This window comes from Streptomyces sp. NPDC032091 (genome assembly GCF_055580265.1).
Genome location: NZ_JBVILR010000010.1, coordinates 200,530 through 222,244 on the forward strand (window position 1 = coordinate 200,530; position 21,715 = coordinate 222,244).

Consider the following 21,715-nt stretch of genomic DNA (forward strand, 5'->3'; position numbering starts at 1 on the left):
CCGGGCCCCTACGCTCCCGCTCCCGCAGCCGCTCCCGAGAGCATGTCCGCCCACATCCTCGGGAAGTCGGGCAGGGTCTTCGCGGTGGTCGCCACGTTCTCGATCTCCACGCCCTCGACGGCCAGGCCGATCACCGCGCCCGCCGTGGCCATGCGGTGGTCGTCGTAGGTGTGGAAGACCCCGCCGTGCAGCGGGCGCGGACGGATGTGCAGCCCGTCCGCCGTCTCGGTCACGTCGCCGCCGAGCTCGTTGATCTCCTTGGTGAGCGCGGCCAGCCGGTCCGTCTCGTGCAGCCGCAGGTGGGCCACCCCGCGCAGGGTGGACGGGGAGTCGGCCAGCGCCGCCACCGCGGCGATGCCCGGGGTCAGCTCGCCGACCTCGCCCAGGTCCACGTCGATGCCGTGGATCCGGCCGGTGCCGGTGAAGATGAGGCCCGCGTCGGTCAGCTCGCAGGAGCCGCCCATCTCCGTGAAGATGCGGCGCAGCTCGTCACCGGGCTGCGTGGTGCGGCGCGGCCAGTCCGGGATGGTGACCGTGCCGCCGGTGATCAGCGCCGCTGCCAGGAAGGGCTGGGCGTTGGACAGGTCCGGCTCGACGACCAGGTCGCGGCCGAGCAGCGCGCTCGGCGCGACCCGCCACACGTTCTTCTCGCCCCCGGACTCGGGGGTGTCGACCTGGGCGCCGGCCGCGCGCAGCATCTCCACCGTCATCCGGATGTGCGGCATCGACGGCAGGGTCGCGCCCGTGTGCCGGACCTCGACGCCCTGGTTGAAGCGCGGGGCGGACAGCAGCAGCGCCGAGACGAACTGCGAGGAGTTGGACGCGTCGATCTCGACCGTGCCGCCCTCCAGGGCGCCGCCGCCGTGCACGGTCATCGGCAGCGCGCCGCGGCCGTCGTCGTCGATCCGGGCGCCCAGGGCGCGCAGGGCGTTGATGACCTCGCCGAGGGGGCGCTCGTAGGAGCGGGGGTCGCCGTCGAAGCGGATGTCACCGGCGGCCAGGGTGGCGACGGGCGGCAGGAAGCGCATGACCGTGCCCGCGTTGCCGACGTCGACGGTGGCCGGCCCGTGCAGGGCCGCCGGGATGACCCGCCAGGCCTCGCCCCCCGCGCCGGCCCCGGCGGAGCTGGAGGAGACCGTCTCCTCGATGCCGACGCCCAGGGCGCGCAGCGCGTCCGACATCAGCTGCGAGTCGCGCGAGCGCAGCGGGCGGCGCACCCAGCCCGGCTCGGCGGCCAGGGCGGCGAGCACGAGGGCGCGGTTGGTGACCGATTTGGACCCCGGCACGGTGACGGTGGCGTGGACGGCGCCCTCGGCGAGCGGAGCGGGCCAGAGGGGATGGAGCGCGGGGGTCTCGGTCATGGCCCCCACTTTAGTGGCTCCCCGCCACCCCGGATCTTGATCGCTCCCGCGTCTCACAGGCCGAGCAGCCAACGCCCCCCGCCCACCAGGCAGCACAGCGCGACCGTGTGGAAGAAGCCCAGCCAGACCACCGGGTGCAGGTGAGTGAGCCGCCCCAGCTGGTCGGCGTCCGAGTCCGGCGCCGCCCCTCCGCGCCGCTTGCGCTGGAGCTCGAAGACCGGCCGGACCCCGCCCAGCAGCAGGAACCACACCACCGCGTACGCGAAGACCGCCTGCACCGCCTCCGAGGCCAGCCAGGACACCAGCACGAACGCCGCCCCGGCCAGCACCACCGTCAGCAGCCCGTACGCGTTGCGGATCCGCACCAGCAGCAGCGCCAGCAGCACCGTCGCCGCCCACAGCAGCACCGTGATCCGGTGCGCCGACAGCAGGGCCGCCCCGCCCAGCCCCAGCAGCGAGGGCGCCGTGTACCCGGCGGCGGCCGTCAGGACCATGCCGATCCCGGTCGGCTTGCCCCAGCTGACGGTCACCCCGCTGGTGTCCGAGTGCAGCCGGATCCCCTCCAGCCTGCGCCCGCTCAGCCGGGCCACCAGCCCGTGGCCGCCCTCGTGCGCGATGGTGATCGCGTTGCGGGCCGGCAGCCACAGCGGCCGCCACGCCACGACGGCCAGGGCGGCCAGGCCGGCGGCGGCCACCAGCCACGCGGCCGGCGAGGTCTGTATCCCGGTCAGCCGGTCCCAGAGGCCGGTGGTCGTGCTGCTGTCCATGGAGTGGCGGACTCCTTGCGGTCGTGGGCGGTGTCCGTGGCAGTGTGTCAGCCATGTGCGGAAGGTTTGCGGCCGGTCGGACGCCACAGGAGCTGGCGGGGATATTCGGCATCGAGCGGTGGGAGCCCGAGGAGACCCTGGCCCCCGACTACAACGTGGCGCCGACGAAAGAGGTCCACGTCGTCCTCGACCGTCCTCTCAAAGACGCGCGCGACCCGCGTCCGGTTCGCCAGCTGCGGACCCTGAAGTGGGGGCTGGTCCCCTCCTGGGCCAAGAGCCCCGAGGGCGCCGCCCGGATGATCAACGCCCGGTCGGAGACCCTGCACGAGAAGCCCTCCTTCCGGCGCCCCTTCGCCCAGCGCCGCTGCATCGTCCCCGCCGACGGCTACTACGAGTGGGTCACCGCCCACGACGAGCGGGAGCTGGAGGTGGAGGGGAAGAAGAAGCGGGCCCGCAAGCAGCCCTACTTCGTGCTCCCCGCCGACGGCTCCGTCTTCGCGATGGCCGGGATCTACGAGTTCTGGCGCGACGCCACCCTGCCCCCCGACCACCCGCAGGCCTGGTGGGCCACCTGCTCGGTGATCACCGCGGAGGCCGAGACCACCCCGCTGGGCGTCGCCCCCGCCGAGGGGCCGCGGACGCTGTCCGACATCCACCCCCGGATGCCGCTGATGCTCACCCCGGACCGCTGGGACGCCTGGCTGGACCCCGCCCGCACCGACGAGCCCGGGCTGAGGGACCTGCTGGCGCCCCCGCCGGGCGGCCTGATGCGGGCCTACCCGGTCTCCACCGCCGTGAGCAACGTACGCAACAACGGGCCCGAGCTGCTCGGCGAGCTGGAGGCACCCGAAGAGGGCACGCTCTTCTAGACCAGGCCTGCGCGGCGCGGCGGCCGCCACCCGGCACGATGGGGGCATGAGCACGCGCAGCGAGACCGTCGACACCCCGGCCGGGCAGGGCCGCGTCACCTGGCACACCGCCCCCGCGGCCAGGGCCGTCCTCGCCCTCGGTCACGGCGCCGGCGGCGGTATCGAGGCCCGCGACCTCCAGGCCCTGGCCGCCGACCTGCCCGCACGGGGCTACACCGTCGCCCTGGTCGAGCAGCCCTGGCGGGTGGCCGGGAAGAAGGTCGCGGCCGCCCCCAAGGTGCTCGACGAGGGCTGGCGGGGCCTGTGGCCCGCCCTGACCCGGCCCGGGCTGCCCGTCGTGGCCGGCGGCCGCAGCGCCGGGGCCCGGGTGGCTTGCCGGACCGCCGCGGAGCTGGGGGCCACCGGGGTGCTCGCGCTGGCCTTCCCCCTGCACCCGCCGGGCAGGCCCGAGAAGTCCCGGGCCGACGAGCTGCTGGAGGCCGGCCGGCCCACCCTGGTGCTCCAGGGCGGCCGGGACTCCTTCGGGCGCCCCGAGGAGTTCCCCGAGGGGGAGTACGAACTGGTCGAGGTCCCCCACGGCGACCACGGCTTCGCGGTGCCCCGGAAGGCCGCCCTGACACAGGAGGAGGCCCTCGCGGTGATCACCGCGGCGGTGGCCCCCTGGCTCGCCCGCACCCTCGGCTGACCCCGGCGGAACCGACCTGACAGATTCGCGGCCGGCCGGCGCGTGATTCCGCTCACCCGCCGCCCCGCCACCCCCCGGGGACACGCCGAATCCCTTGCCCCGCCCGGGAATGCGCGGGCGGGGGGTCCTGTTGAGCGGAGTGTCGGTACGCAGGGAAAAGACGTCGGAGGAGAGGGAGCGCATGACCCAGGTCATCAGCCAGGACCGTCGGCAGGCCGCTGACCTGGACTGGACGGTCCTCCCGGCGCCCAAGCGCGGCTCGGTTCGAGCGGCGGAGGGCCGGGATGGTCGACTATTCTCCGATTCGAGCGGATCCGCTTTCGGAGCCGCCACGCTGTCGGAGGAGGTGGGTCCTGTCGCTGGGACCGACGAAGGCCAGGCGCAGGAGACGACCGCTGAGCGCAACGCGCGGTTCGAGCGGGACGCCCTCGGCTACCTCGACCAGATGTACTCCGCCGCCCTGCGCATGACGCGCAACCCGGCCGACGCCGAGGACCTGGTCCAGGAGACGTACGCCAAGGCCTACGCGTCCTTCCACCAGTTCCGCGAGGGCACCAACCTCAAGGCGTGGCTGTACCGCATTCTGACCAACACCTTCATCAACTCCTACCGCAAGAAGCAGCGCGAGCCCCAGCGCAGCGCCGCGGAGGAGATCGAGGACTGGCAGCTGGCGCGCGCCGAGTCGCACATGTCGACCGGTTTGCGTTCGGCCGAATCGCAGGCGCTCGACCACCTGCCGGATTCCGACGTGAAGGAGGCCCTCCAGGCCATTCCCGAGGAGTTCCGCATCGCGGTCTATCTTGCCGACGTAGAGGGCTTTGCGTACAAGGAGATCGCGGACATCATGGGTACACCCATCGGTACGGTCATGTCCCGACTGCACCGTGGCCGCCGTCAACTCCGCGGAATGCTGGAGGACTACGCCCGCGAGCGCGGGCTGGTCCCCGCGGGCGCGGGAGAGTCGAACGACCTGAAAGGCTCGGGCTCATGAGCTGCGGAGAGCCGCACGAGACGGAGTGCTCTGAGGTCCTGGACCATCTGTACGAGTTCCTGGACCACGAGATGCCCGACAGCGACTGCACGAAGTTCGAGACGCACTTCGGCGAATGCAATCCCTGTCTGGAGAAGTACGGCCTGGAGCAGGCCGTGAAGAAGCTGGTGAAGCGCTGCTGCGGCTCGGACGACGTACCGACCGACCTGCGTTCCAAGGTCATGGGCCGGATCGAGCTGATCCGCTCGGGCCAGGCCGTTCCGGACCACGACGTCACGGCGGGCCCCGCAGGCGGCTGATCCCCCCGGAGCCCTTCCACCCGTACGGCCGACAATCGCCTCCGGAAGCACCATTCATTCACTCGAAGGTGCTAATCCGGGGGCGCCCGTACGGGGCAATACGAAAATGTCCCCCGCTTCGCGCGGGGGTCGATTTATTCTCCCCTCTCGGTACCCCTTCCGATGCGGTACCCGGGTCGACGCCCCAGGGGAGGAGAGCGCCATGCGGGTCCTTCCGCCGGCGGCGCGCGCCTGCGTCCTGGGCGCCGTCCTCGCCGCCGTCGCGTGCGTCCTCCCCGCCCTGCGTCCCGGATCGGCCGTGTCCTGGCCGGCCGTCGGGCTGCTGGCCGCCCTCTGCCTCGGCTGCGAGGCGGTCCGCGTCCTCCCGTTCCGGGGCCGCGCGGCGCCCGAGGGGCTCGGCCCCTTCCTCCCGGTGGTCCTGGCCGCCGTCTTCCTGCTCCCCCCGTCCGCCGCGGCGCTCGTGGCCCTGCCCGGCGGACTGGCCCAGCCCGCCGCCCGGCGGCCCGTCGCCGTCCGCCGGGTGTGGCACGCGGCCCAGCAGGCGGTGGCCGCGTGGGCCGCGGGGCTGACCTACGGGCTCCTCGGCGGCCGGGCGGCCCTCACCGGCGCGGCCGCCTTCCCCTCCGCACTGCTCCCGGCGGCTGTCGCCGCCACCGTCTTCTGCCTGGTGCTCACCGTGCTCGACGCGGCCGTCCTGGCCGCCGCCGAAGGCCGTCCCACGACGACGGCCAGGACCGCGACCACGGCTCCGGCCATCGCCCCGTACTGCCTGCACGGCCTCGTCGGACTGATGATGGCCGTGATGTGGCACAGCCCGTACGGCCCACCGGCCGCCCTGCCGGTCCTGCTGCCGATGTACATCTCCTGCTGGGTCTTCGCCCAGTACCGGCGCGAGCACGCCGCGCACCAGGCCACCATCCGCGCCCTCGTCCAGGCCGTCGACCTCAAGGACCGCTACACGCGCGGGCACAGCGAACGCGTGGGCCAGGCCTCCGCGATGATCGCCCGCGAGCTGGGCATGTCCGGTGACCGCCTCGAAGTCGTCCGCATCGCCGGGATCCTGCACGACGTCGGCAAGCTGGGCGTGCCCACGCGGCTGCTGCGCAAGGACGGGCCGCTGACGCCCGAGGAGCGCCGCGTCATCGAACTGCACCCCGAGTACGGGCACGAGATGGTGCGCGGCATCGGCTTCCTCGGGGAGGCCCGCTCGGCGATCCTGCACCACCACGAACGGGTCGACGGCTCCGGCTACCCCTACGGGCTGAGCGGCGACCAGATCCCGGTGCCGGCCCGGGTGGTGGCGGTGGCCGACTCCTTCGACGCGATGACCTCGACCCGCTCGTACAGCCGGGCCAGGCCGGTGGAGACGGCCCTGGCGGAACTCGAACGCTGCGCGGGCTCCCAGTTCGACCCGGCGATGGTGCGGGCCCTGACCAGCGCCGTCGGCCGGTACGGCTGGCACCCGGTGGTCACCTCCGACGAGGACCTCCAGGTGATCGCGCGGACCGAACCGGAGCCGGGCCGCGGCGCGGGACGGGAGGGGCTGCCCGGGATGCCGGGCCAGGGGCGGGACGCCGCCCTGCCCGGTCCGCCCGGACCGGGCAGGGCCGGCCCGTGAGGGCGTGCGCCGGCTGGGCCGTGCGCGGGGCCGCCGCCCTGCTCACCGCGGTCGGGCTGGGGCACACCCTGTGGACCGGGATCACCGAACCCGGTACCGCCCTCGCCTTCGCCGCCCTGGTCACCGTCGGCGAACTCGCCCGCCGCGACCACCCCGCCGAGGACCGCCGCCCCGCACCGCTCGGCTCCGCCGGGGCCCTCGCCTACGCCCTGCTCGGCCAGGACGCGGGGGAGCCCACCCACCACGGCGTGCTCCAGGTCGTGGCCGTCGTCGTCGCGGCCGCCCTCGTCGGAACCGTCCCGCACATCGCCCGCGGCCACGGCCCCGCCCTCGACCACGTGGCCCGCCGGGTCCTGGCCGTCGCCTTCGCCGCCGCCTGCTTCCAGCCCCTCTACGGCTCCGGCCGGCTCACCCACCGGATCGGACAGGGCCCGTACCTCGTCCTGTTCCTGCTGCTCCTGCTCGGCCTCACCGCCCTCTGCGACGCCGTCCTCGCCGCCGCGCTGGCCGGCGCGCGCACCGGCTGGCCGTACGGGCCGCTGCTGCGCGACGAGCTGCGCGCCCAGCTGGGCATCGGCCCCGCCATCTGCGCCACCGGGGTCGTGATGGCGCTCGGCGTGGCCGTGGCCGGACTGTGGGCCCTGCCGGTCTTCAGCGTGCCGCTGCTGCTGACCCAGCTGTCCTTCCACCGCGTCGACGCCGTACGCACCACCTACCGCCAGACCATCACCTCCCTGGCCCGGGCCACCGAGATCGCCGGCTGCACCGCCCCCGGTCACGCCCGCCGGGTCGCCGCCCTCAGCTGCGCCGTCGGCCGCGAGCTCGGGCTCTCGGAGCGGGAGCTCACGGTGCTGGAGTACGCCGCCCTGATGCATGACATCGGGCAGCTCTCGCTCGTCGACCCCGTCCCCGGAGGGGCCACCGCCGAGCTGCCGCCGGAGGAGGCCCGCCGGATCGCCGGGCTGGGCGGCGAGGTGGCACGGCAGACCGGGGTGCCGGCGGAGGTCGCGGTGATCGTGGAACGCCAGGCGGACCCGTACCGGGAGCAGCCCGTCGCCGCCCGGATCGTGCGCGCGGTGAACGCGTTCGACGACCTGGCCGGAGCGGACCGTCACCCGGGCGGCCCACTGGCGGCCCTGGAACGGCTGCGCCTGGGCACCGGGCACGACTACCAGCCGGAGGTCGTGGAGTGTCTGGCGAGGGTTCTGGCCAGGGGCGGGCGGGGCGGAGTCGTTCCCGTTCCGCCGGGGTAACCCATGGGTAATGAGCGGTCGTCCGAGCGGGCATGGTTGGATGCAGTAAGGGGTGTCCGTGAGGGTGTCCGCAGGGCTGAACCGTTGGAGCGGCAGGCGGGAATCGTGAGGATCTTCGGGAAGGTACGGCATCGGCCCTCCGCCTCGTGGCGGCAGGCCACCGACCGCGCGTTCACGCTGATCGGCGACGGTCGGTACGAGGACGCGGGCGCGTTGCTGACCAGGGCTGCGGACCTGGAGCCCTGGCTGTCCGAGTCCTGGTTCAACCTGGCCCTCCTCCACAAGTTCCGGCACGACTGGGAGCAGGCGCGGGCCGCCGGCCTGCGCGCCGTCGCCCTGCTGGACCGCGAGACCGGCGCCCCGGACTGGTGGAACGTCGGCATCGCCGCGACCGCCCTCCAGGACTGGCCGCTGGCCCGCCGGGCCTGGCAGGCGTACGGGCTGAAGGTGCCCGGCGACCCGCACAGCACGGCCGGGACGGGTGAGCCGGTGGGCATGGAGCTCGGCAGCGCGGCGGTGCGGCTGTCGCCCGAGGGCGAGGCAGAGGTGGTGTGGGGCCGCAGGCTCGATCCGGCCCGCATGGAGGTCCTCTCCATCCCGCTGCCCTCCTCGGGGCGGCGCTGGGGCGAGGTCGTCCTGCACGACGGGGTGCCGCACGGCGAGCGGGTGACCGCGGCCGGGCCCTCGTACCCGGTCTTCGACGAGATCGAGCTGTGGGCGCCCTCTCCGGTGCCGACCTGGGTGGTGCTGCTGGAGGCGGCCACCGAGGAGGACCGCGACGCCCTGGAGCAGCTGGCCTCGGACGCGGGCTTCGCCGCCGAGGACTGGTCGTCGTCGGTGCGGCTGCTCTGCCGGACCTGTTCCGAGAGCTCGATGCCCAGCGGCGAGGACAACGGCGACCACCTCGACCCGCACGACCACAGCGAACCGGGCCACCCCGGTCCGCTGGGCCACCGCACGGCCGGATCCGGCTCCCTGTGGGTGCCCGAGCGCGAATGCGGCATCGCCGCCCCGGCCGGCCTGGTGCGCGGACTGCTCGACGGCTGGGTCGCCGACAGCCCCGACAGCAGGGAGTGGCGGGATCTCGAAGAAGTCTGCTGACCCCGGGCCGTAGGCTGTACGGGCACACCACGGACTTGAGGGAAGGCGTACGGCGGACATGGCGCAGCAGGAGAACCAGGTGACCCCGATCGACGACGAGGGCTGGGTCGTGGACACCGAGGACTGTGAGGCGCGTGAGCTCGCCCACCGCGAGCGCGGTACGTCCCGCCCGATCACGGTCGTCGGCAACCCGGTCCTGCACCGCGAGTGCAAGGACGTCACCGAGTTCGGCGAAGAGCTGGCCCAGCTGATCGACGACATGTTCGCCAGCCAGAAGACCGCCGAGGGCGTGGGCCTGGCCGCCAACCAGATCGGCGTGGACGCCAAGGTCTTCGTCTACGACTGCCCCGACGACGACGGCGTCCGCCACACCGGTGTCGTGGTCAACCCCAAGCTCGTCGAGCTGCCGGCCGGCTCCCGCGTGCTGGACGACTCCAACGAGGGCTGCCTCTCCGTCCCCACCGCCTACGCCTCGCTGGCCCGCCCCGACTACGCCGAGGTCACCGGCCAGGACGCGCAGGGCAACCCGATCAAGGTCCGCGGCACCGGCTACTTCGCGCGCTGCCTCCAGCACGAGACCGACCACCTGTACGGCTACCTGTACATCGACCGCCTCTCCAAGCGCGACCGCAAGGACGCGCTGCGCCAGATGGCGGAGAACACCCCGCGCTACGAGATCGTCCCGAACGACTGACCCGGCGCGTCCCGCGGACGCACGAAGGCCCCGCTCCGGAAACGCTCCGGAGCGGGGCCTTCGCCTGTGGGGGGTGTTCCGCGCGGGTGACGCGGAGCGGCGTGTTCGGATCCCACCACCGCCACGGCCCGACGACCAGATCCGCCCGCCCGGCATGTCAAGTCAGGGGGCGAATACCGGCCGTCGCTGCCGGTCGGCCGGAACTAGAAGTCCTCGTCCAGGTCGACGGTGCCCTCGACGGCGACCTGGTAGGCCGACGGGCGGCGCTCGAAGAAGTTCGTCAGTTCCTGGACACCCTGGAGCTCCATGAACGAGAACGGGTTCTGCGAGCCGTACACCGGCGCGAAGCCCAGGCGCACCAGGCGCTGGTCGGCGACGCACTCCAGGTACTCGCGCATCGAGTCGGTGTTCATCCCCGGCAGGCCGTCGCCGCACAGGTCGCGGCCGAACTGCAGCTCCGCCTCCACGGCCTCCTTCAGCATGTCGGTGACCTGCTGCTGGAGGGCCTCGTCGAAGAGCTCCGGCTCCTCCTTGCGGACCGTGTCGATGACCTCGAAGGCGAAGCTCATGTGGGCGCTCTCGTCGCGGAAGACCCAGTTGGTGCCCGTCGCCAGGCCGTGCAGCAGGCCGCGCGAGCGGAACCAGTACACGTACGCGAAGGCGCCGTAGAAGAAGAGGCCCTCGATGCACGCGGCGAAGCAGATCAGGTTCAGCAGGAAGCGGCGGCGGTCGGCGGCCGTCTCCAGCTGGTCGATCTTCTCGACCGAGTCCATCCACTTGAAGCAGAACTGCGCCTTCTCGCGGATCGACGGGATGTTCTCCACCGCGTCGAAGGCCGCCGCGCGGTCGTCCGGGTCGGGCAGGTAGGTGTCGAGCAGCGTCAGGTAGAACTGGACGTGCACGGCCTCCTCGAACAGCTGGCGCGACAGGTACAGGCGCGCCTCCGGGGAGTTGATGTGCTTGTACAGCGTCAGGACCAGGTTGTTCGCCACGATCGAGTCGCCCGTCGCGAAGAACGCGACCAGGCGGCCGATCATGTGCTGCTCGGCCGGCGTCAGCTTGGCCAGGTCGGCGACGTCGGAGTGGAGGTCGACCTCCTCCACCGTCCAGGTGTTCTTGATCGCGTCCCGGTAGCGCTCGTAGAAGTCCGGGTAGCGCATCGGGCGGAGCGTGAGCTCGAAGCCCGGGTCGAGGAGGTTCTTCTTGTCGGTCGAGCTCATTACTGGCAGGCCTCGCAGGACTCGGGGTTCTCAAGGGAGCAGGCCAGCGCCTCGGCGTCCATCGCCTGCGGCAGCTGGGTGGCGGCGGCCGGGGCCGCGGCGGCCGGGACGGCGGCGGCGCCGGACGCGGCGCGGGCGATCTTCGTCGCCGGGCGCGAACGCAGGTAGTACGTGGTCTTCAGACCCTGCTTCCAGGCGTACGCGTACATCGAGCTGAGCTTGCCGATGGTGGGCGTCTCCAGGAACAGGTTCAGCGACTGGCTCTGGTCCAGGTACGGCGTACGGGCCGCCGCCATGTCGATCAGGCCGCGCTGCGGGATCTCCCACGCCGTGCGGTACAGCTCGCGGACCTCCGCCGGGATCCAGCCGAAGCCCTGGACGGAGCCGGAGGAGTCGCGCAGCGCCTCGCGGGTCTGCGCGTCCCACACGCCCAGCTTCTTCAGGTCCTCCACCAGGTAGCCGTTGACCTGGAGGAACTCACCGCTGAGGGTCTCGCGCTTGAAGAGGTTCGAGACCTGCGGCTCGATGCACTCGTACACGCCCGCGATCGAGGCGATGGTCGCCGTCGGGGCGATGGCCAGGAGCAGGGAGTTGCGCATGCCGGACTTCGCGACGCGGGCGCGCAGCGCGTCCCAGCGCTCGGGCCAGTGGGCTTCCGTCTCGTAGTGGTCGGGGTGCAGGACGCCCTGGGCGGTGCGGGTCTCGGCCCAGGCCGGGAGCGGGCCGCTGCGCTCGGCGAGGTCGCAGGAGGCCTCGTACGCGGCGAGCATGATCCGCTCGGAGATCTTCGTGGACAGGGCCTTCGCCTCGGCGGAGTCGAAGGGCAGGCGCAGCTTGAAGAAGACGTCCTGGAGGCCCATCGCGCCCAGGCCCACCGGACGCCACTTGGCGTTGGAGCGGCCGGCCTGCTCGGTCGGGTAGAAGTTGATGTCCACGACGCGGTCGAGGAAGGTCACGGCCGTGCGGACGGTCTCGTCCAGGCGCTCCCAGTCCATCGCGCCGTCGGCGACGAACGCGCCGAGGTTGACGGAGCCGAGGTTGCAGACGGCCGTCTCGGCGTCGTTGGTGACCTCGATGATCTCGGTGCAGAGGTTGGACGAGTGGACCACCGTGCCCGGGAGCGCGGTCTGGTTGGCCGTCCGGTTGGAGGCGTCCTTGAACGTCATCCAGCCCTGGCCGGTCTGCGCGAGGGTGCGCATCATGCGCCCGTACAGGTCGCGGGCCGGCATGGTCTTCTTGGCGAGCCCGGAGGCCTCGGCCTTGGTGTAGGCGGCGTCGAACTCGTCGCCGTACAGGTCGACCAGCTCGGGGACGTCGGCGGGGGAGAACAGCGACCACTCGGCGTCGGCGTTGACGCGGCGCATGAACTCGTCCGGGATCCAGTGGGCGAGGTTCAGGTTGTGGGTGCGGCGCTGGTCCTCACCGGTGTTGTCGCGGAGCTCCAGGAACTCCTCGATGTCCGCGTGCCAGGTCTCCAGGTAGACGGCGGCGGCGCCCTTGCGGCGGCCGCCCTGGTTCACGGCGGCGACGGAGGCGTCGAGGGTCTTCAGGAACGGGACGATGCCGTTGGAGTGGCCGTTGGTGCCGCGGATCAGCGAACCGCGGGCGCGGATGCGGGAGTACGAGAGGCCGATGCCGCCGGCGTGCTTGGAGAGGCGGGCGACCTGGTGGTAGCGGTCGTAGATGGAGTCCAGCTCGTCCAGCGGGGAGTCGAGGAGGTAGCAGGAGGACATCTGCGGGTGCCGCGTGCCCGAGTTGAACAGGGTGGGGGAGGACGGCAGGTAGTCCAGGCGGCTCATCAGGGTGTACAGCGAGGCCACTTCCTCGACCGCGCGCACGCTTTCGTCCTCGGCGAGGCCGCAGGCCACGCGCAGCATGAAGTACTGCGGGGTCTCGATGACCTGGCGGGTGATCGGGTGGCGCAGCAGGTAGCGGCTGTGCAGGGTGCGCAGGCCGAAGAAGCCGAAGCGGTCGTCCGCGCCCTCGGCGAGCGCGTGCTCGACCAGGGCGTTCAGGCGGGCGGCGTGGGCGGCGACGAACTCGGCGGTGCGGTCGGCGATCAGGCCCTCGCGGTGGCCGACGGCGACGGACTCGGCGAAGGAGGTGGCGCCCTGGCCGGCGGCCTCGTCGGCCACGGCCAGCGTGAGCAGGCGGGCGGCGAGGCGGGAGTACGCCGGGTCCTCGGAGATCAGACCGGCGGCGGCCTCGGTGGCGAGCCCGCGCAGCTCGGCCTCGTCGGCGGCGGCGCTGCGGCCGCGCAGGGCGGCGGCGGCGACCCGGCCGGGGTCGGTGTCGGGGAGGTCGGCCGTGAGCTCGGTGAGGGTGCGCAGCAGCGCGGCCCCGGGACCTTCTGCTTCGGGGTGGTCGGACTCGGCGCGCGGTGCGGCGGGCGCGATGGTCACGGGGGAGCTCTCCCTCACTCGGCCCGGTCATCGGCGGAGCGGGGCGCGAGCGGGCGCACGCGGGCGCGCGCAGAGGCGTTCGGCACCACGTGGCGTCCACCGGCCCAACCGCGAGGCCCGGACGAATCGACACCCCGGTTCGGTCGATCCGGGGGCACTGCCGGCAGGTCTTCGGACTCGCGGATACGCCGCTGGGCGTACGTCACACCGTTGCGGGACAGTTCCGGATTCCCACCGGATTCCCCTGCGGCGGCAGCAGGCATGAGCATACATGTGGGGGCGACCCGATGCGGTAGCCCCCACATGTTGTGTCGGGTGCATGCGGAGCGTGTCGTCACAGCTCCAGTCGGTACGTGAGCAGGGTCAGTGCGGGGATCGGCGACCAGTCCAGTTCGGGGGTGCGGACGAACCCGAGCCGCTCGTAGATCCGCTGGGCCCCGCGCATGGCCCGCTGGGTGGAGAGCACCAGTGCGGTGACCCCGTCCAGGGCCCGGGCCCGTTCGGCGCAGGCCCGTACGAGCGCCTCCCCGACGCCCTGCCCGCGCGCCCCGGTGGCGACCGCGAGCATGCGGAACTCGGCGTCGTGCGGCCCGGCGATGTCGGCGAGCCGGCTCCCGGGCGCGGCGAAGGTGACCCCGCCGAGGAGCACCCCGTCGCGCACGGCGACGAGCACCTCCCCGTCGGCGGCCCGGCCGGCGACGTCGCGCAGGACGTTCAGGTAGTGGTCGTCGTCGTTCAGGTCGAGCAGCCCGTCCCCGGTGTAGGCCTCCCCGGTGATCTCCCCGAGCCGCGCGTACTCGTCTTCCCTTGCCGTCCTGATCTCGAAGTCCATGCCGCCGAGTGTGCCGGACGGGTGTCGGTGGCCGGCGCTATCGTCGGAGACAGCACCGTCCAGGAAGGTGAGCGAGGCATGACCGTGATGAGCGACCGGCCCCAGATGCTGACTGAAGAGTTCGAGACTCTGGCGCGCATAGGTGCCCGCGAGATCGAGGGGCTGCGACTTGAATTCATCTGCGGGAAGCTGGGGGTCAAGGCGGTGCCGGATGGGGATCACGGGACGATCATTGAGTGGCTGACGCGCATCTGCATGCAGTTCAGGCCGGAGCTGTGGCTCTATGCCGAGCAGGGAATCAAGATCCAGCAGTACCGCAATGGCCGTGCTCGGCCTGACGGGGTCCTGGCGCCGAGCGGCTCCCTCGCAGGCCAAGGGGAATGGGTTGAGCCTGAACCTGCCCTCATGGTCGTGGAGGTCACGTCGTACGACACGGACACGGACGCCCGCGACCGTCGCGAGAAGCCCCGCGGATACGCGGAGACTGGCATTCCGGTGTACTTGCTGATCGACCGGGACACCTGCGAGGTCACCGTCCACAGCGAGCCGGACGGCAGCCGGTACGAGCACGTCCGTACCGTTCCATTCGGCAAGGACGTCGAACTCCCCGACCCCGTCGGCATCACCCTGCAGACGGAGGTCCTCAAGGACTGGGTGCGCTGACCCAAGAGGAACACGAGGGCCCCGCCGCCCCGATGGGGGACGGCGGGGCCCTGTCGCGCATTCAGCAGCAGCGGAAGCCCTCGCGGGGGTCCGCTTCGCGGGCGTCCGTGCGGGCCCGCTCGAAGGCGCGGCGGGTCATGACCTCGGCCTCGGGGTCGTGGGAGCGGGCGTGGGCGACGTAGCGGTCGTACGCGGCCTCGCCGGAGAACTCCCGGACGAAGTGACGGGCCTTCGCCAGCGCCCCCCGGACCGCGCCGCTCATGCGACCGGGTCCTTCACGCGGCCGCCGCCGCTGTCCAGGCCGGCCGCCGCGAGCTCGGCCTTCTCCTCGGCCGAGGCGATCAGCCCCGCCGGGGCGATGATCTTCGACTCGCTCCACGGGACCTCGGACAGGCTGACCGAGCCGGGGTCGGAGACGGCCTTGAAGCAGGTGCGGGCCGCGTCCAGCAGGACGATGATGATCAGGGCCGCGAAGAGGGCCGACAGGACCCCGTCGACCGTGGCGTTGGTGACCACGGTGTGCATCTCGTCCATGGTCTTGGCGGGCGGCAGCACCTTCCCGGAGTCGATGCCGGTCTGGTACTTGTCGCGCTGCGCGAAGAAGCCGATCTTCACGTCGTCGGAGAAGACCTTCTGGTAGCTCGCGGTGAGGGTGACGGCCACGTCCCAGGCCAGCGGAACGGCCGTGACCCAGGCCCACTTGAGCCGGCCCGACTTGACCAGCAGCGTGGTGCAGACGGCAAGGGCGACCGCCGCGAGCAGCTGGTTCGCGATGCCGAACAGCGGGAAGAGCTGGTTGATGCCGCCCAGCGGGTCCTTGACGCCGACCCACAGGAAGTAGCCCCAGCCGCCGACGACGACCGCGCTGGCCAGCCAGACGCCCGGCTTCCAGCTGACGTCGCGGAAGGACTTGTGCACGTTGCCCAGGGTGTCCTGGAGCATGAAGCGGCCGACGCGGGTGCCCGCGTCCACCGTCGTCAGGATGAACAGGGCCTCGAACATGATGGCGAAGTGGTACCAGAACGCCTTCATCCCGGCCCCGCCGACCACGGCGGAGAAGATTTCCGACATCCCGAGCGCGAACGTCGGCGCGCCGCCCGTACGGGACAGCAGGGTGGTCTCCTCGACGTCCTTGGCGGCCTGCGCGAGGGCCTCCGGGGAGATGGCGAAGCCGAAGTGGCCGACCGCCGCGGAGGCGGACTGGACGGTGGTGCCGATGACCCCGGCGGGGGAGTTGACGCCGAAGAACAGGCCGGGCTCGATGATGGACGCGGCGATCACGGCCATGACGGCGACGAAGGACTCGGTGAGCATCGCGCCGTAGCCGATGACCCGGATCTGGGTCTCCTTCTGGATCATCTTCGGGGTGGTGCCCGAGGCGACCAGCGAGTGGAAGCCGGACAGGGCCCCGCAGGCGATGGTGATGAACACGAAGGGGAACATCGAGCCGGCGAAGACGGGGCCGTCGCCGCGCGTGGCGAAGTCGGTCACCGCGGGCATCTTCAGCGTCGGCATCGCGACGACCACGCCGATCGCCATCAGCGCGATCGTGCCGACCTTCATGAAGGTGGACAGGTAGTCGCGCGGGGCGAGCAGCAGCCACACCGGCAGGACCGAGGCGAAGAAGCCGTACCCGATCATCCAGAGGACCAGGGTCTCCTTGTCCAGGGTGAAGAAGTCGGCCCAGGAGGACTCGGCGACCCAGCCGCCCGCCACGATCGCCAGGAGCAGCAGCGCGACGCCGACGACGGAGACCTCGGTGACCCGGCCCGGGCGCAGCCAGCGCAGGTAGACGCCCATGAAGAGGGCGATCGGGATGGTCATGCCGATGGAGAAGACGCCCCAGGGGGAGTGCCCCAGCGCGTTGACGATGACCAGGCCGAGCACCGCCAGCAGGATGATCATGATGGTGAACACGGCGAGCAGGGCGGCGGCGCCGCCGACGGGGCCGATCTCGTCCCGGGCCATCTGGCCGAGCGAACGGCCGTCGCGCCGGGTGGAGAAGAACAGCGTCACCATGTCCTGGACGGCGCCGGCGAAGATGACGCCCGCGACGATCCAGATGGTGCCCGGCAGGTAGCCCATCTGCGCGGCGAGCACCGGGCCGACGAGCGGGCCGGCGCCGGCGACGGCGGCGAAGTGGTGGCCGAAGAGCACGCGCCGGTCGGTGGGGTGGAAGTCGACACCGTTGTCGAGGCGTTCGGCCGGGGTCGCCCGGGTCTTGTCCAGCTTCAGCACGCGGTTCGCGATGAACCGCGCGTAGAAGCGGTAGCCGATGGCGTACGAGCCCAGCGCGGCGGCGAGCAGCCAGGCCGCCGAGATCTCCTCACCCCGCGAGAGCGCCAGCACGCCCCAGCCGACGGCCCCGACGAGGCCCACGAGCACCCATAGGGCGATGGACTGCGGGGTGGTTCTCGCCGTCGGCGTCCGCTGTGTCCCTGTTGCTCCCGGTTCCGACATGATCCTCGTCCCCTCGTTGATCATCTGCGTAAGCGCACGGAATCTACGGGGGGTTACCGGTGGACGTAAGCCCCCGTCCGTATAGCGGTACGAGCGTCCACCGGGGTCCGAAGGGTCGTCAACAGGTGATCACACAGCAGGTCGCCGGAGACGGGCAACGAACTTATAACGGTCGCCGCGATATACCGATCGCACCCATTCGACCGGTTCACCATCGGCGTCCAGTGAGTGCCGTGAGAGCATCAGCATCGGCAGGCCCACGTCCGTGCCGAGCAGTCCGGCCTCGCGCGGTGTGGCCAGGGAGGTCTCGATGGTCTCCTCGGCCTCCGCGAGCCGGACGTCGTACACCTCGGCGAGGGCCGTGTAGAGGGAGGTGTACTTGGCCAGCGAACGGCGCAGCGCGGGGAAGCGCTTGGCGGACAGGTGCGTGGTCTCGATGGCCATCGGCTCGCCGCTGGCCAGGCGCAGCCGCTCGATGCGCAGGACCCGTCCGCCGGTGGTGATCTTGAGCAGTCCGGCGAGGGTGTCGTCGGCGGTCACGTAGCCGATGTCGAGCAGCTGGGAGGTCGGCTCCAGGCCCTGGGCGCGCATGTCCTCGGTGTAGGAGGAGAGTTGCAGCGGCTGGGAGACCTTGGGCTTGGCGACGAAGGTGCCCTTGCCCTGGATGCGTTCCAGCCGGCCCTCGACGACGAGCTCCTGAAGGGCCTGCCGGACGGTGGTCCGGGAGGTGTCGAACTCGGCCGCGAGCGTCCGCTCCGGCGGCACCGGGGTGCCGGGGGGCAGTGTTTCGGTCATGTCGAGCAAGTGCCGCTTGAGTCGGTAGTACTTGGGCACACGCGCCGTTCGAGTGGCTGGCCCGCCCTCCGGCTCCGTGGTCGCCCCTTCGGTGGACATCGCCGCCCGCCTTCCCGACTCCAGTTTCGCTGCCGTCACCGGCTCCTCCGATATGTGCGGTCACATGGTGACACGGGCGGGAGGGCAGGCCTCCTCCCTCCCCCAGGTGTCGGTCCGATAACGGACCGAGCACCCGCTCATTAGACCCTTGACACCCCTAAAGGTCTAGGCCAAGCTCCCCGTACTGGTCTACACCAATATGGATCAGATCCCGGCCCCACGGGCAGTACTTGGTACGTACGTCACCGCGGCGGGCGAGGGAAGGTGCACAGCAGCAGCATCCCTGAGGAGGGTGGCGTGAAGCGCAAGCTCATTGCGGCGGTCGGTGTCGTGGGCATGATGGTCGGTGTCGCGGCATGCGGCAACGGCGGCGACGACAAGCCGAAGTCCGACGCGTCGGGTGGCGCCAAGGAGATCACCGTCTGGGTGATGGACGGATCCGCCCCGAAGGCCTGGATCGAGCAGGTCAACAAGGAGTTCTCGGCCAAGCACCCCGGTGTGACGGTGAAGGTCGAGGAGCAGAAGTGGACCGGCATCCAGGAGAAGGTCACCACGGCCCTCTCCGAGAACACCCCGCCGGACGTCCTGGAGCTCGGCAACACCCAGACCGCCGGTTACGCGGTCACCGGCGGCCTCGCCGACCTCACCAAGGACAAGGCCCAGCTCGGCGCCGACGCCTGGCAGAAGAGCATGCTCGCCTCCGCCGAGGTCGACGGCAAGCTGTACTCCGCCCCCTGGTACGCCGCCAACCGCGTCGTCGTCTACGACAAGAAGGCCTACGAGAAGGCCGGCGTCACCCCGCCGAAGACCCGCGACGAGTGGATCGCCGGCCTGGAGAAGCTCAAGGCCGCCGACCCCTCCGCCCAGCCGATCTACCTCCCCGGCCAGAGCTGGTACGTCCTCGCCGGCTTCGTCTGGGACGAGGGCGGCGACCTCGCCGTCAAGGACGGCGGCAAGTGGAAGGGCCAGCTCTCCACCCCGCAGGCCGCCGCCGCCATGGACTTCTACAAGAAGCTCCAGTCCTACTCCACGGCCCCCAAGGACAAGGACGAGGCCACCCCGCAGCAGTCCACCGACATCGTCCCCAAGGGCGGCGTCTCCTCCTGGATCGGTCTCGGCTGGGAGGCCGGCGGTGCCGAGAAGGCCCTGAAGGACGCGGGCAAGGACGCCGACTTCGGCTACTTCCCGATCCCGGGCAAGACGGCCGACAAGTCCGGCACCGTCTTCCTCGGCGGCTCCAACCTCGCGGTGGCCGAGCGCTCCAAGAACAAGGAGCTCGCCAAGGAGTGGCTGGCCCTCGCCACCGGCAAGGACCAGATGACCAAGTACGCCGCCGAGGTCAAGGGTGCCCTGCTCCCCAACCAGGTCGGCGCCAACTTCACCCCGGCCCCCGGCTCCTTCGCCGAGGCCATGGCCAAGGCCGGCCTCAACGGCAAGATCACCCCGGTGACCGCGGGCTGGGCGAACGTCGAGACCGAGCCGAACCCCATCAAGGAGTTCATGACCAAGGTCCTGAAGGGTGAGGACGCCGCCAAGGCGGGCGCGGACGCGGACAAGGAAATCGCGAACCGCATCAACAAGTAACAGCCCCGCCCCGCAGGACCCGCACGACCCAGCAGTGTGAACGCACCGGGGGGTGCGGCAGGCCCCGTCCGCCTGCCGCGCCCCCGGTCGCGCATTTGACTCCACAGTCAACCGCGAGGAAGCCAAGCCATGACCGTGCACTCCCAGGGAGCGACGACCAGCGCTCCACAGGACGCACCACAGAAGTCCGCCGGACGGCCGGAGGCGCACAGCCCCGCAGCCGGCCCCCGTCCCGCCCCTCCTCGCGGGGGCAGAAAGCGGCTCCCCTCGGGGTGGCTGCCGTACCTGCTGGTGCTGCCGGCCGTGGCCAGCATGGCCCTCCTGCTGCTGTACCCGCTGATCAAGAACGTGATCCTGTCCTTCCAGGACATCAACAAGATCGAGTTCATCCAGCGGAAGTACCCCTTCGCGGGGTTCGCCAACTACACCCAGCTCCTCGGTGATTCCGCCTTCTGGACCGTCGTCGTCCGCAGCTTCCTCTTCACCTTCGCCAACGTCGTGCTGATCATGGTGATCGGCAGCCTCATCGGGATCCTGCTCAACCGGCTCGGCACGTGGATGCGCCTGGTCCTGTCGATGGCCCTGGTGATGGCCTGGGCCATGCCGATCGTCGCCTCCGTCCAGGTCTTCTCCTGGCTGTTCGACGAGCAGTTCGGCGTCATGAACTGGCTCATGCGCACCCTCGGCTTCTCCGGCTACGAGCAGCACAACTGGTTCGAGACCGGCCTGTCCACCCTGACGATCGTCACGCTCCTGGTGGTCTGGGGCTCCATCCCCTTCGTCGCCCTCAACATGTACGCCGGCCTCACCACCGTCGGCGCCGAGCTGTACGAGGCCGCCCGCATGGACGGCGCCAACGGCTGGCAGACCTTCTGGAAGGTCGTCTTCCCCAACCTGAAGCCCTTCTTCCTCGTCACCACCTTCCTTGAGGTGATCTGGGTCTTCAAGGCCTTCACCCAGGTCTACGCGATGAACAAGGGCGGCCCGGACCGCGCCTCCGAGATCCTCCCGGTCTTCGCCTACGTCGAGGGCCAGAGCCAGTTCCACTACGGCCTCGCCGCGGCCATCTCCGTCCTGACGATCCTGATCCTGCTGGTCGTCATGTCCTTCTACTTCCGCCTGATCCTGAAGCAGGAGGAGGAGCAGTGAGCACCACCACCGCCCCGGACAAGCCCGCGCAGCAGCTGCGCACCCGCCGGCCGCTGCGGCCCGCGACCGTCGCCAAGAACCTCGGCGCGCTGCTCCTGGCCCTGGTCTTCGTCTTCCCGGTCTACTGGATGTTCTCCTCGGCCCTCAAGCCGAACAGCGAGATCCTCACCAAGGACCCGGTCTTCGTCTTCACCCCGACGCTGGACAACTTCACCAAGGCCACCGGCGTCGAGAACTTCTGGACCTACGTCACCAACAGCCTCGTCGTCACCGTCGGCGCCGTGCTGCTCGCCCTGCTGGTGGCCCTCGCCGCGAGCTTCGCGATCGCCCGCATGAAGTTCAAGGGCCGCAAGGGCCTCGTCCTCGGCGTGATGATGGCCCAGATGGCCCCCTGGGAGGTCATGGTCATCGCGATGTACATGATCGTCCGCGACGCCGAGATGCTGAACAGCATCGGCGTGCTCACCGCGGTCTACTTCGTGATGGTCCTCCCCTTCACCATCTGGACCCTGCGCGGCTTCATCGCCGCCGTCCCGGTGACCCTGGAGGAGGCCGCCCAGATCGACGGCTGCACCCGCGGCCAGGCCTTCCGCAAGGTGATCTTCCCGCTGCTCGCCCCGGGCCTGATGTCCACCTCGCTCTTCGGGTTCATCACCGCCTGGAACGAGTTCGCGATGGTCCTGATCCTCAACAAGGACAAGACCGCCCAGACCCTGCCGCTGTGGCTGACCCAGTTCAAGACCGCCTTCGGCAACGACTGGGGCGCCACCATGGCCGCGTCCTCGATCTTCGCGATCCCCGTCCTGGTGATCTTCATCTTCCTCCAGCGCAAGGCCGTCGGCGGCATGACCGCCGGCGCCGTGAAGGGATAAC

At 71.3% G+C, this 21,715-nt stretch carries 20 protein-coding genes and 1 riboswitch; of the genes, 12 read left to right on the top strand and 8 right to left on the bottom strand.

Going from position 1 to position 21,715, the window contains the following annotated elements; all coding sequences use genetic code 11:
* Positions 1-8: 8 nt before the first annotated feature.
* Positions 9-1,361, bottom strand: a complete 1,353-nt coding sequence (gene aroA / locus ACZ5NJ_RS18795) for a 3-phosphoshikimate 1-carboxyvinyltransferase (RefSeq protein ID WP_468766139.1) — start codon at positions 1,359-1,361, stop codon at positions 9-11.
* Between the two features lie 53 nt (positions 1,362-1,414).
* Positions 1,415-2,128 (bottom strand): M50 family metallopeptidase, encoded by a 714-nt coding sequence (locus ACZ5NJ_RS18800; protein ID WP_468766140.1) that lies wholly within the window; start codon positions 2,126-2,128, stop codon positions 1,415-1,417.
* 53 nt (positions 2,129-2,181) lie between these two features.
* Between ACZ5NJ_RS18800 and ACZ5NJ_RS18805 the strand changes: the two genes are divergently transcribed.
* The 8 genes from ACZ5NJ_RS18805 (at position 2,182) to def (ending at position 9,638) form a co-directional block, all read left to right on the top strand.
* Positions 2,182-2,997 (top strand): SOS response-associated peptidase, encoded by an 816-nt coding sequence (locus ACZ5NJ_RS18805; RefSeq protein ID WP_468766141.1) that lies wholly within the window; start codon positions 2,182-2,184, stop codon positions 2,995-2,997.
* A gap of 46 nt (positions 2,998-3,043) precedes the next feature.
* Positions 3,044-3,682, top strand: a complete 639-nt coding sequence (locus ACZ5NJ_RS18810) for an alpha/beta hydrolase family protein (protein ID WP_468766142.1) — start codon at positions 3,044-3,046, stop codon at positions 3,680-3,682.
* Positions 3,683-4,028: 346 nt separating this feature from the next.
* The gene (locus ACZ5NJ_RS18815) at positions 4,029-4,673 is read left to right on the top strand and encodes a sigma-70 family RNA polymerase sigma factor (protein WP_007266438.1); all 645 of its coding nucleotides are present in this window, start codon (positions 4,029-4,031) and stop codon (positions 4,671-4,673) included.
* Entirely contained in the window at positions 4,670-4,972 is a 303-nt protein-coding gene (gene rsrA / locus ACZ5NJ_RS18820) for a mycothiol system anti-sigma-R factor (protein ID WP_468766143.1), read from the top strand. Before ACZ5NJ_RS18815 ends, rsrA begins: the two co-directional genes overlap by 4 nt.
* Positions 4,973-5,174: 202 nt before the next feature.
* Positions 5,175-6,590: an HD-GYP domain-containing protein gene (locus ACZ5NJ_RS18825; RefSeq protein WP_468766144.1), complete on the top strand. Its 1,416-nt coding sequence runs from the start codon at positions 5,175-5,177 to the stop codon at positions 6,588-6,590.
* Positions 6,587-7,843, top strand: coding sequence for an HD-GYP domain-containing protein (locus ACZ5NJ_RS18830; protein ID WP_468766145.1), 1,257 nt, complete (start codon positions 6,587-6,589; stop codon positions 7,841-7,843). Before ACZ5NJ_RS18825 ends, ACZ5NJ_RS18830 begins: the two co-directional genes overlap by 4 nt.
* A 105-nt stretch (positions 7,844-7,948) precedes the next feature.
* Entirely contained in the window at positions 7,949-8,944 is a 996-nt protein-coding gene (locus ACZ5NJ_RS18835; protein ID WP_388951567.1) for a tetratricopeptide repeat protein, read from the top strand.
* 58 nt (positions 8,945-9,002) lie between these two features.
* The gene (gene def, locus ACZ5NJ_RS18840; protein ID WP_468766146.1) at positions 9,003-9,638 is read left to right on the top strand and encodes a peptide deformylase; all 636 of its coding nucleotides are present in this window, start codon (positions 9,003-9,005) and stop codon (positions 9,636-9,638) included.
* Between the two features lie 203 nt (positions 9,639-9,841).
* Here the strand turns inward: def and ACZ5NJ_RS18845 are convergent, their stop codons facing one another.
* The 3 genes from ACZ5NJ_RS18845 to ACZ5NJ_RS18855 all read right to left on the bottom strand — a co-directional run bounded on the left by ACZ5NJ_RS18845 (position 9,842) and on the right by ACZ5NJ_RS18855 (position 14,092).
* On the bottom strand, positions 9,842-10,858 hold the full coding sequence (locus ACZ5NJ_RS18845) for a ribonucleotide-diphosphate reductase subunit beta (RefSeq protein WP_468766147.1): 1,017 nt from the start codon (positions 10,856-10,858) through the stop codon (positions 9,842-9,844).
* Complete coding sequence (locus tag ACZ5NJ_RS18850) at positions 10,858-13,260, bottom strand: ribonucleoside-diphosphate reductase subunit alpha (RefSeq protein WP_468766148.1); 2,403 nt, start codon at positions 13,258-13,260, stop codon at positions 10,858-10,860. The genes ACZ5NJ_RS18845 and ACZ5NJ_RS18850 overlap by 1 nt, the downstream gene beginning before the upstream one ends.
* A gap of 145 nt (positions 13,261-13,405) precedes the next feature.
* Positions 13,406-13,529: riboswitch (cobalamin riboswitch) on the bottom strand.
* Between the two features lie 65 nt (positions 13,530-13,594).
* Entirely contained in the window at positions 13,595-14,092 is a 498-nt protein-coding gene (locus ACZ5NJ_RS18855; protein WP_468766149.1) for a GNAT family N-acetyltransferase, read from the bottom strand.
* Positions 14,093-14,170: 78 nt separating this feature from the next.
* Here ACZ5NJ_RS18855 and ACZ5NJ_RS18860 point away from each other — a divergent pair, with 78 nt between their 5' ends.
* On the top strand, positions 14,171-14,755 hold the full coding sequence (locus tag ACZ5NJ_RS18860; RefSeq protein WP_468766150.1) for a Uma2 family endonuclease: 585 nt from the start codon (positions 14,171-14,173) through the stop codon (positions 14,753-14,755).
* Between the two features lie 61 nt (positions 14,756-14,816).
* Here the strand turns inward: ACZ5NJ_RS18860 and ACZ5NJ_RS18865 are convergent, their stop codons facing one another.
* The 3 genes from ACZ5NJ_RS18865 to ACZ5NJ_RS18875 all read right to left on the bottom strand — a co-directional run bounded on the left by ACZ5NJ_RS18865 (position 14,817) and on the right by ACZ5NJ_RS18875 (position 18,109).
* Positions 14,817-15,017, bottom strand: a complete 201-nt coding sequence (locus ACZ5NJ_RS18865; RefSeq protein WP_468766151.1) for a YbdD/YjiX family protein — start codon at positions 15,015-15,017, stop codon at positions 14,817-14,819.
* Complete coding sequence (locus ACZ5NJ_RS18870) at positions 15,014-17,215, bottom strand: carbon starvation CstA family protein (protein ID WP_468766152.1); 2,202 nt, start codon at positions 17,213-17,215, stop codon at positions 15,014-15,016. Before ACZ5NJ_RS18870 ends, ACZ5NJ_RS18865 begins: the two co-directional genes overlap by 4 nt.
* 129 nt (positions 17,216-17,344) lie before the next feature.
* Positions 17,345-18,109 (bottom strand): GntR family transcriptional regulator, encoded by a 765-nt coding sequence (locus ACZ5NJ_RS18875; protein ID WP_468766153.1) that lies wholly within the window; start codon positions 18,107-18,109, stop codon positions 17,345-17,347.
* A 297-nt stretch (positions 18,110-18,406) separates the two neighbouring features.
* Between ACZ5NJ_RS18875 and ACZ5NJ_RS18880 the strand changes: the two genes are divergently transcribed.
* The 3 genes from ACZ5NJ_RS18880 (at position 18,407) to ACZ5NJ_RS18890 (ending at position 21,714) form a co-directional block, all read left to right on the top strand.
* Positions 18,407-19,693: an extracellular solute-binding protein gene (locus ACZ5NJ_RS18880; RefSeq protein WP_468766154.1), complete on the top strand. Its 1,287-nt coding sequence runs from the start codon at positions 18,407-18,409 to the stop codon at positions 19,691-19,693.
* A 129-nt stretch (positions 19,694-19,822) separates the two neighbouring features.
* The gene (locus ACZ5NJ_RS18885; protein WP_468766155.1) at positions 19,823-20,842 is read left to right on the top strand and encodes a carbohydrate ABC transporter permease; all 1,020 of its coding nucleotides are present in this window, start codon (positions 19,823-19,825) and stop codon (positions 20,840-20,842) included.
* Positions 20,843-20,877: 35 nt separating this feature from the next.
* Entirely contained in the window at positions 20,878-21,714 is an 837-nt protein-coding gene (locus ACZ5NJ_RS18890) for a carbohydrate ABC transporter permease (protein WP_468766209.1), read from the top strand.
* Position 21,715 lies beyond the last annotated feature (1 nt).

What these genes read in the sequence shown, in the direction of transcription:
- ACZ5NJ_RS18805 (WP_468766141.1), top strand. Translation starts at nt 2,182, where the DNA reads ATGTGCGGAAGGTTTGCGGCCGGTCGGACGCCACAGGAGCTGGCGGGG.
- def (WP_468766146.1), top strand. Translation starts at nt 9,003, where the DNA reads ATGGCGCAGCAGGAGAACCAGGTGACCCCGATCGACGACGAGGGCTGG.
- ACZ5NJ_RS18825 (WP_468766144.1), top strand. Translation starts at nt 5,175, where the DNA reads ATGCGGGTCCTTCCGCCGGCGGCGCGCGCCTGCGTCCTGGGCGCCGTC.
- ACZ5NJ_RS18845 (WP_468766147.1), bottom strand. Translation starts at nt 10,858, where the DNA reads ATGAGCTCGACCGACAAGAAGAACCTCCTCGACCCGGGCTTCGAGCTC.
- aroA (WP_468766139.1), bottom strand. Translation starts at nt 1,361, where the DNA reads ATGACCGAGACCCCCGCGCTCCATCCCCTCTGGCCCGCTCCGCTCGCC.
- ACZ5NJ_RS18800 (WP_468766140.1), bottom strand. Translation starts at nt 2,128, where the DNA reads ATGGACAGCAGCACGACCACCGGCCTCTGGGACCGGCTGACCGGGATA.
- ACZ5NJ_RS18855 (WP_468766149.1), bottom strand. Translation starts at nt 14,092, where the DNA reads ATGGACTTCGAGATCAGGACGGCAAGGGAAGACGAGTACGCGCGGCTC.
- ACZ5NJ_RS18875 (WP_468766153.1), bottom strand. Translation starts at nt 18,109, where the DNA reads ATGTCCACCGAAGGGGCGACCACGGAGCCGGAGGGCGGGCCAGCCACT.
- rsrA (WP_468766143.1), top strand. Translation starts at nt 4,670, where the DNA reads ATGAGCTGCGGAGAGCCGCACGAGACGGAGTGCTCTGAGGTCCTGGAC.
- ACZ5NJ_RS18870 (WP_468766152.1), bottom strand. Translation starts at nt 17,215, where the DNA reads ATGTCGGAACCGGGAGCAACAGGGACACAGCGGACGCCGACGGCGAGA.
- ACZ5NJ_RS18810 (WP_468766142.1), top strand. Translation starts at nt 3,044, where the DNA reads ATGAGCACGCGCAGCGAGACCGTCGACACCCCGGCCGGGCAGGGCCGC.
- ACZ5NJ_RS18865 (WP_468766151.1), bottom strand. Translation starts at nt 15,017, where the DNA reads ATGAGCGGCGCGGTCCGGGGGGCGCTGGCGAAGGCCCGTCACTTCGTC.
- ACZ5NJ_RS18860 (WP_468766150.1), top strand. Translation starts at nt 14,171, where the DNA reads ATGACCGTGATGAGCGACCGGCCCCAGATGCTGACTGAAGAGTTCGAG.
- ACZ5NJ_RS18885 (WP_468766155.1), top strand. Translation starts at nt 19,823, where the DNA reads ATGACCGTGCACTCCCAGGGAGCGACGACCAGCGCTCCACAGGACGCA.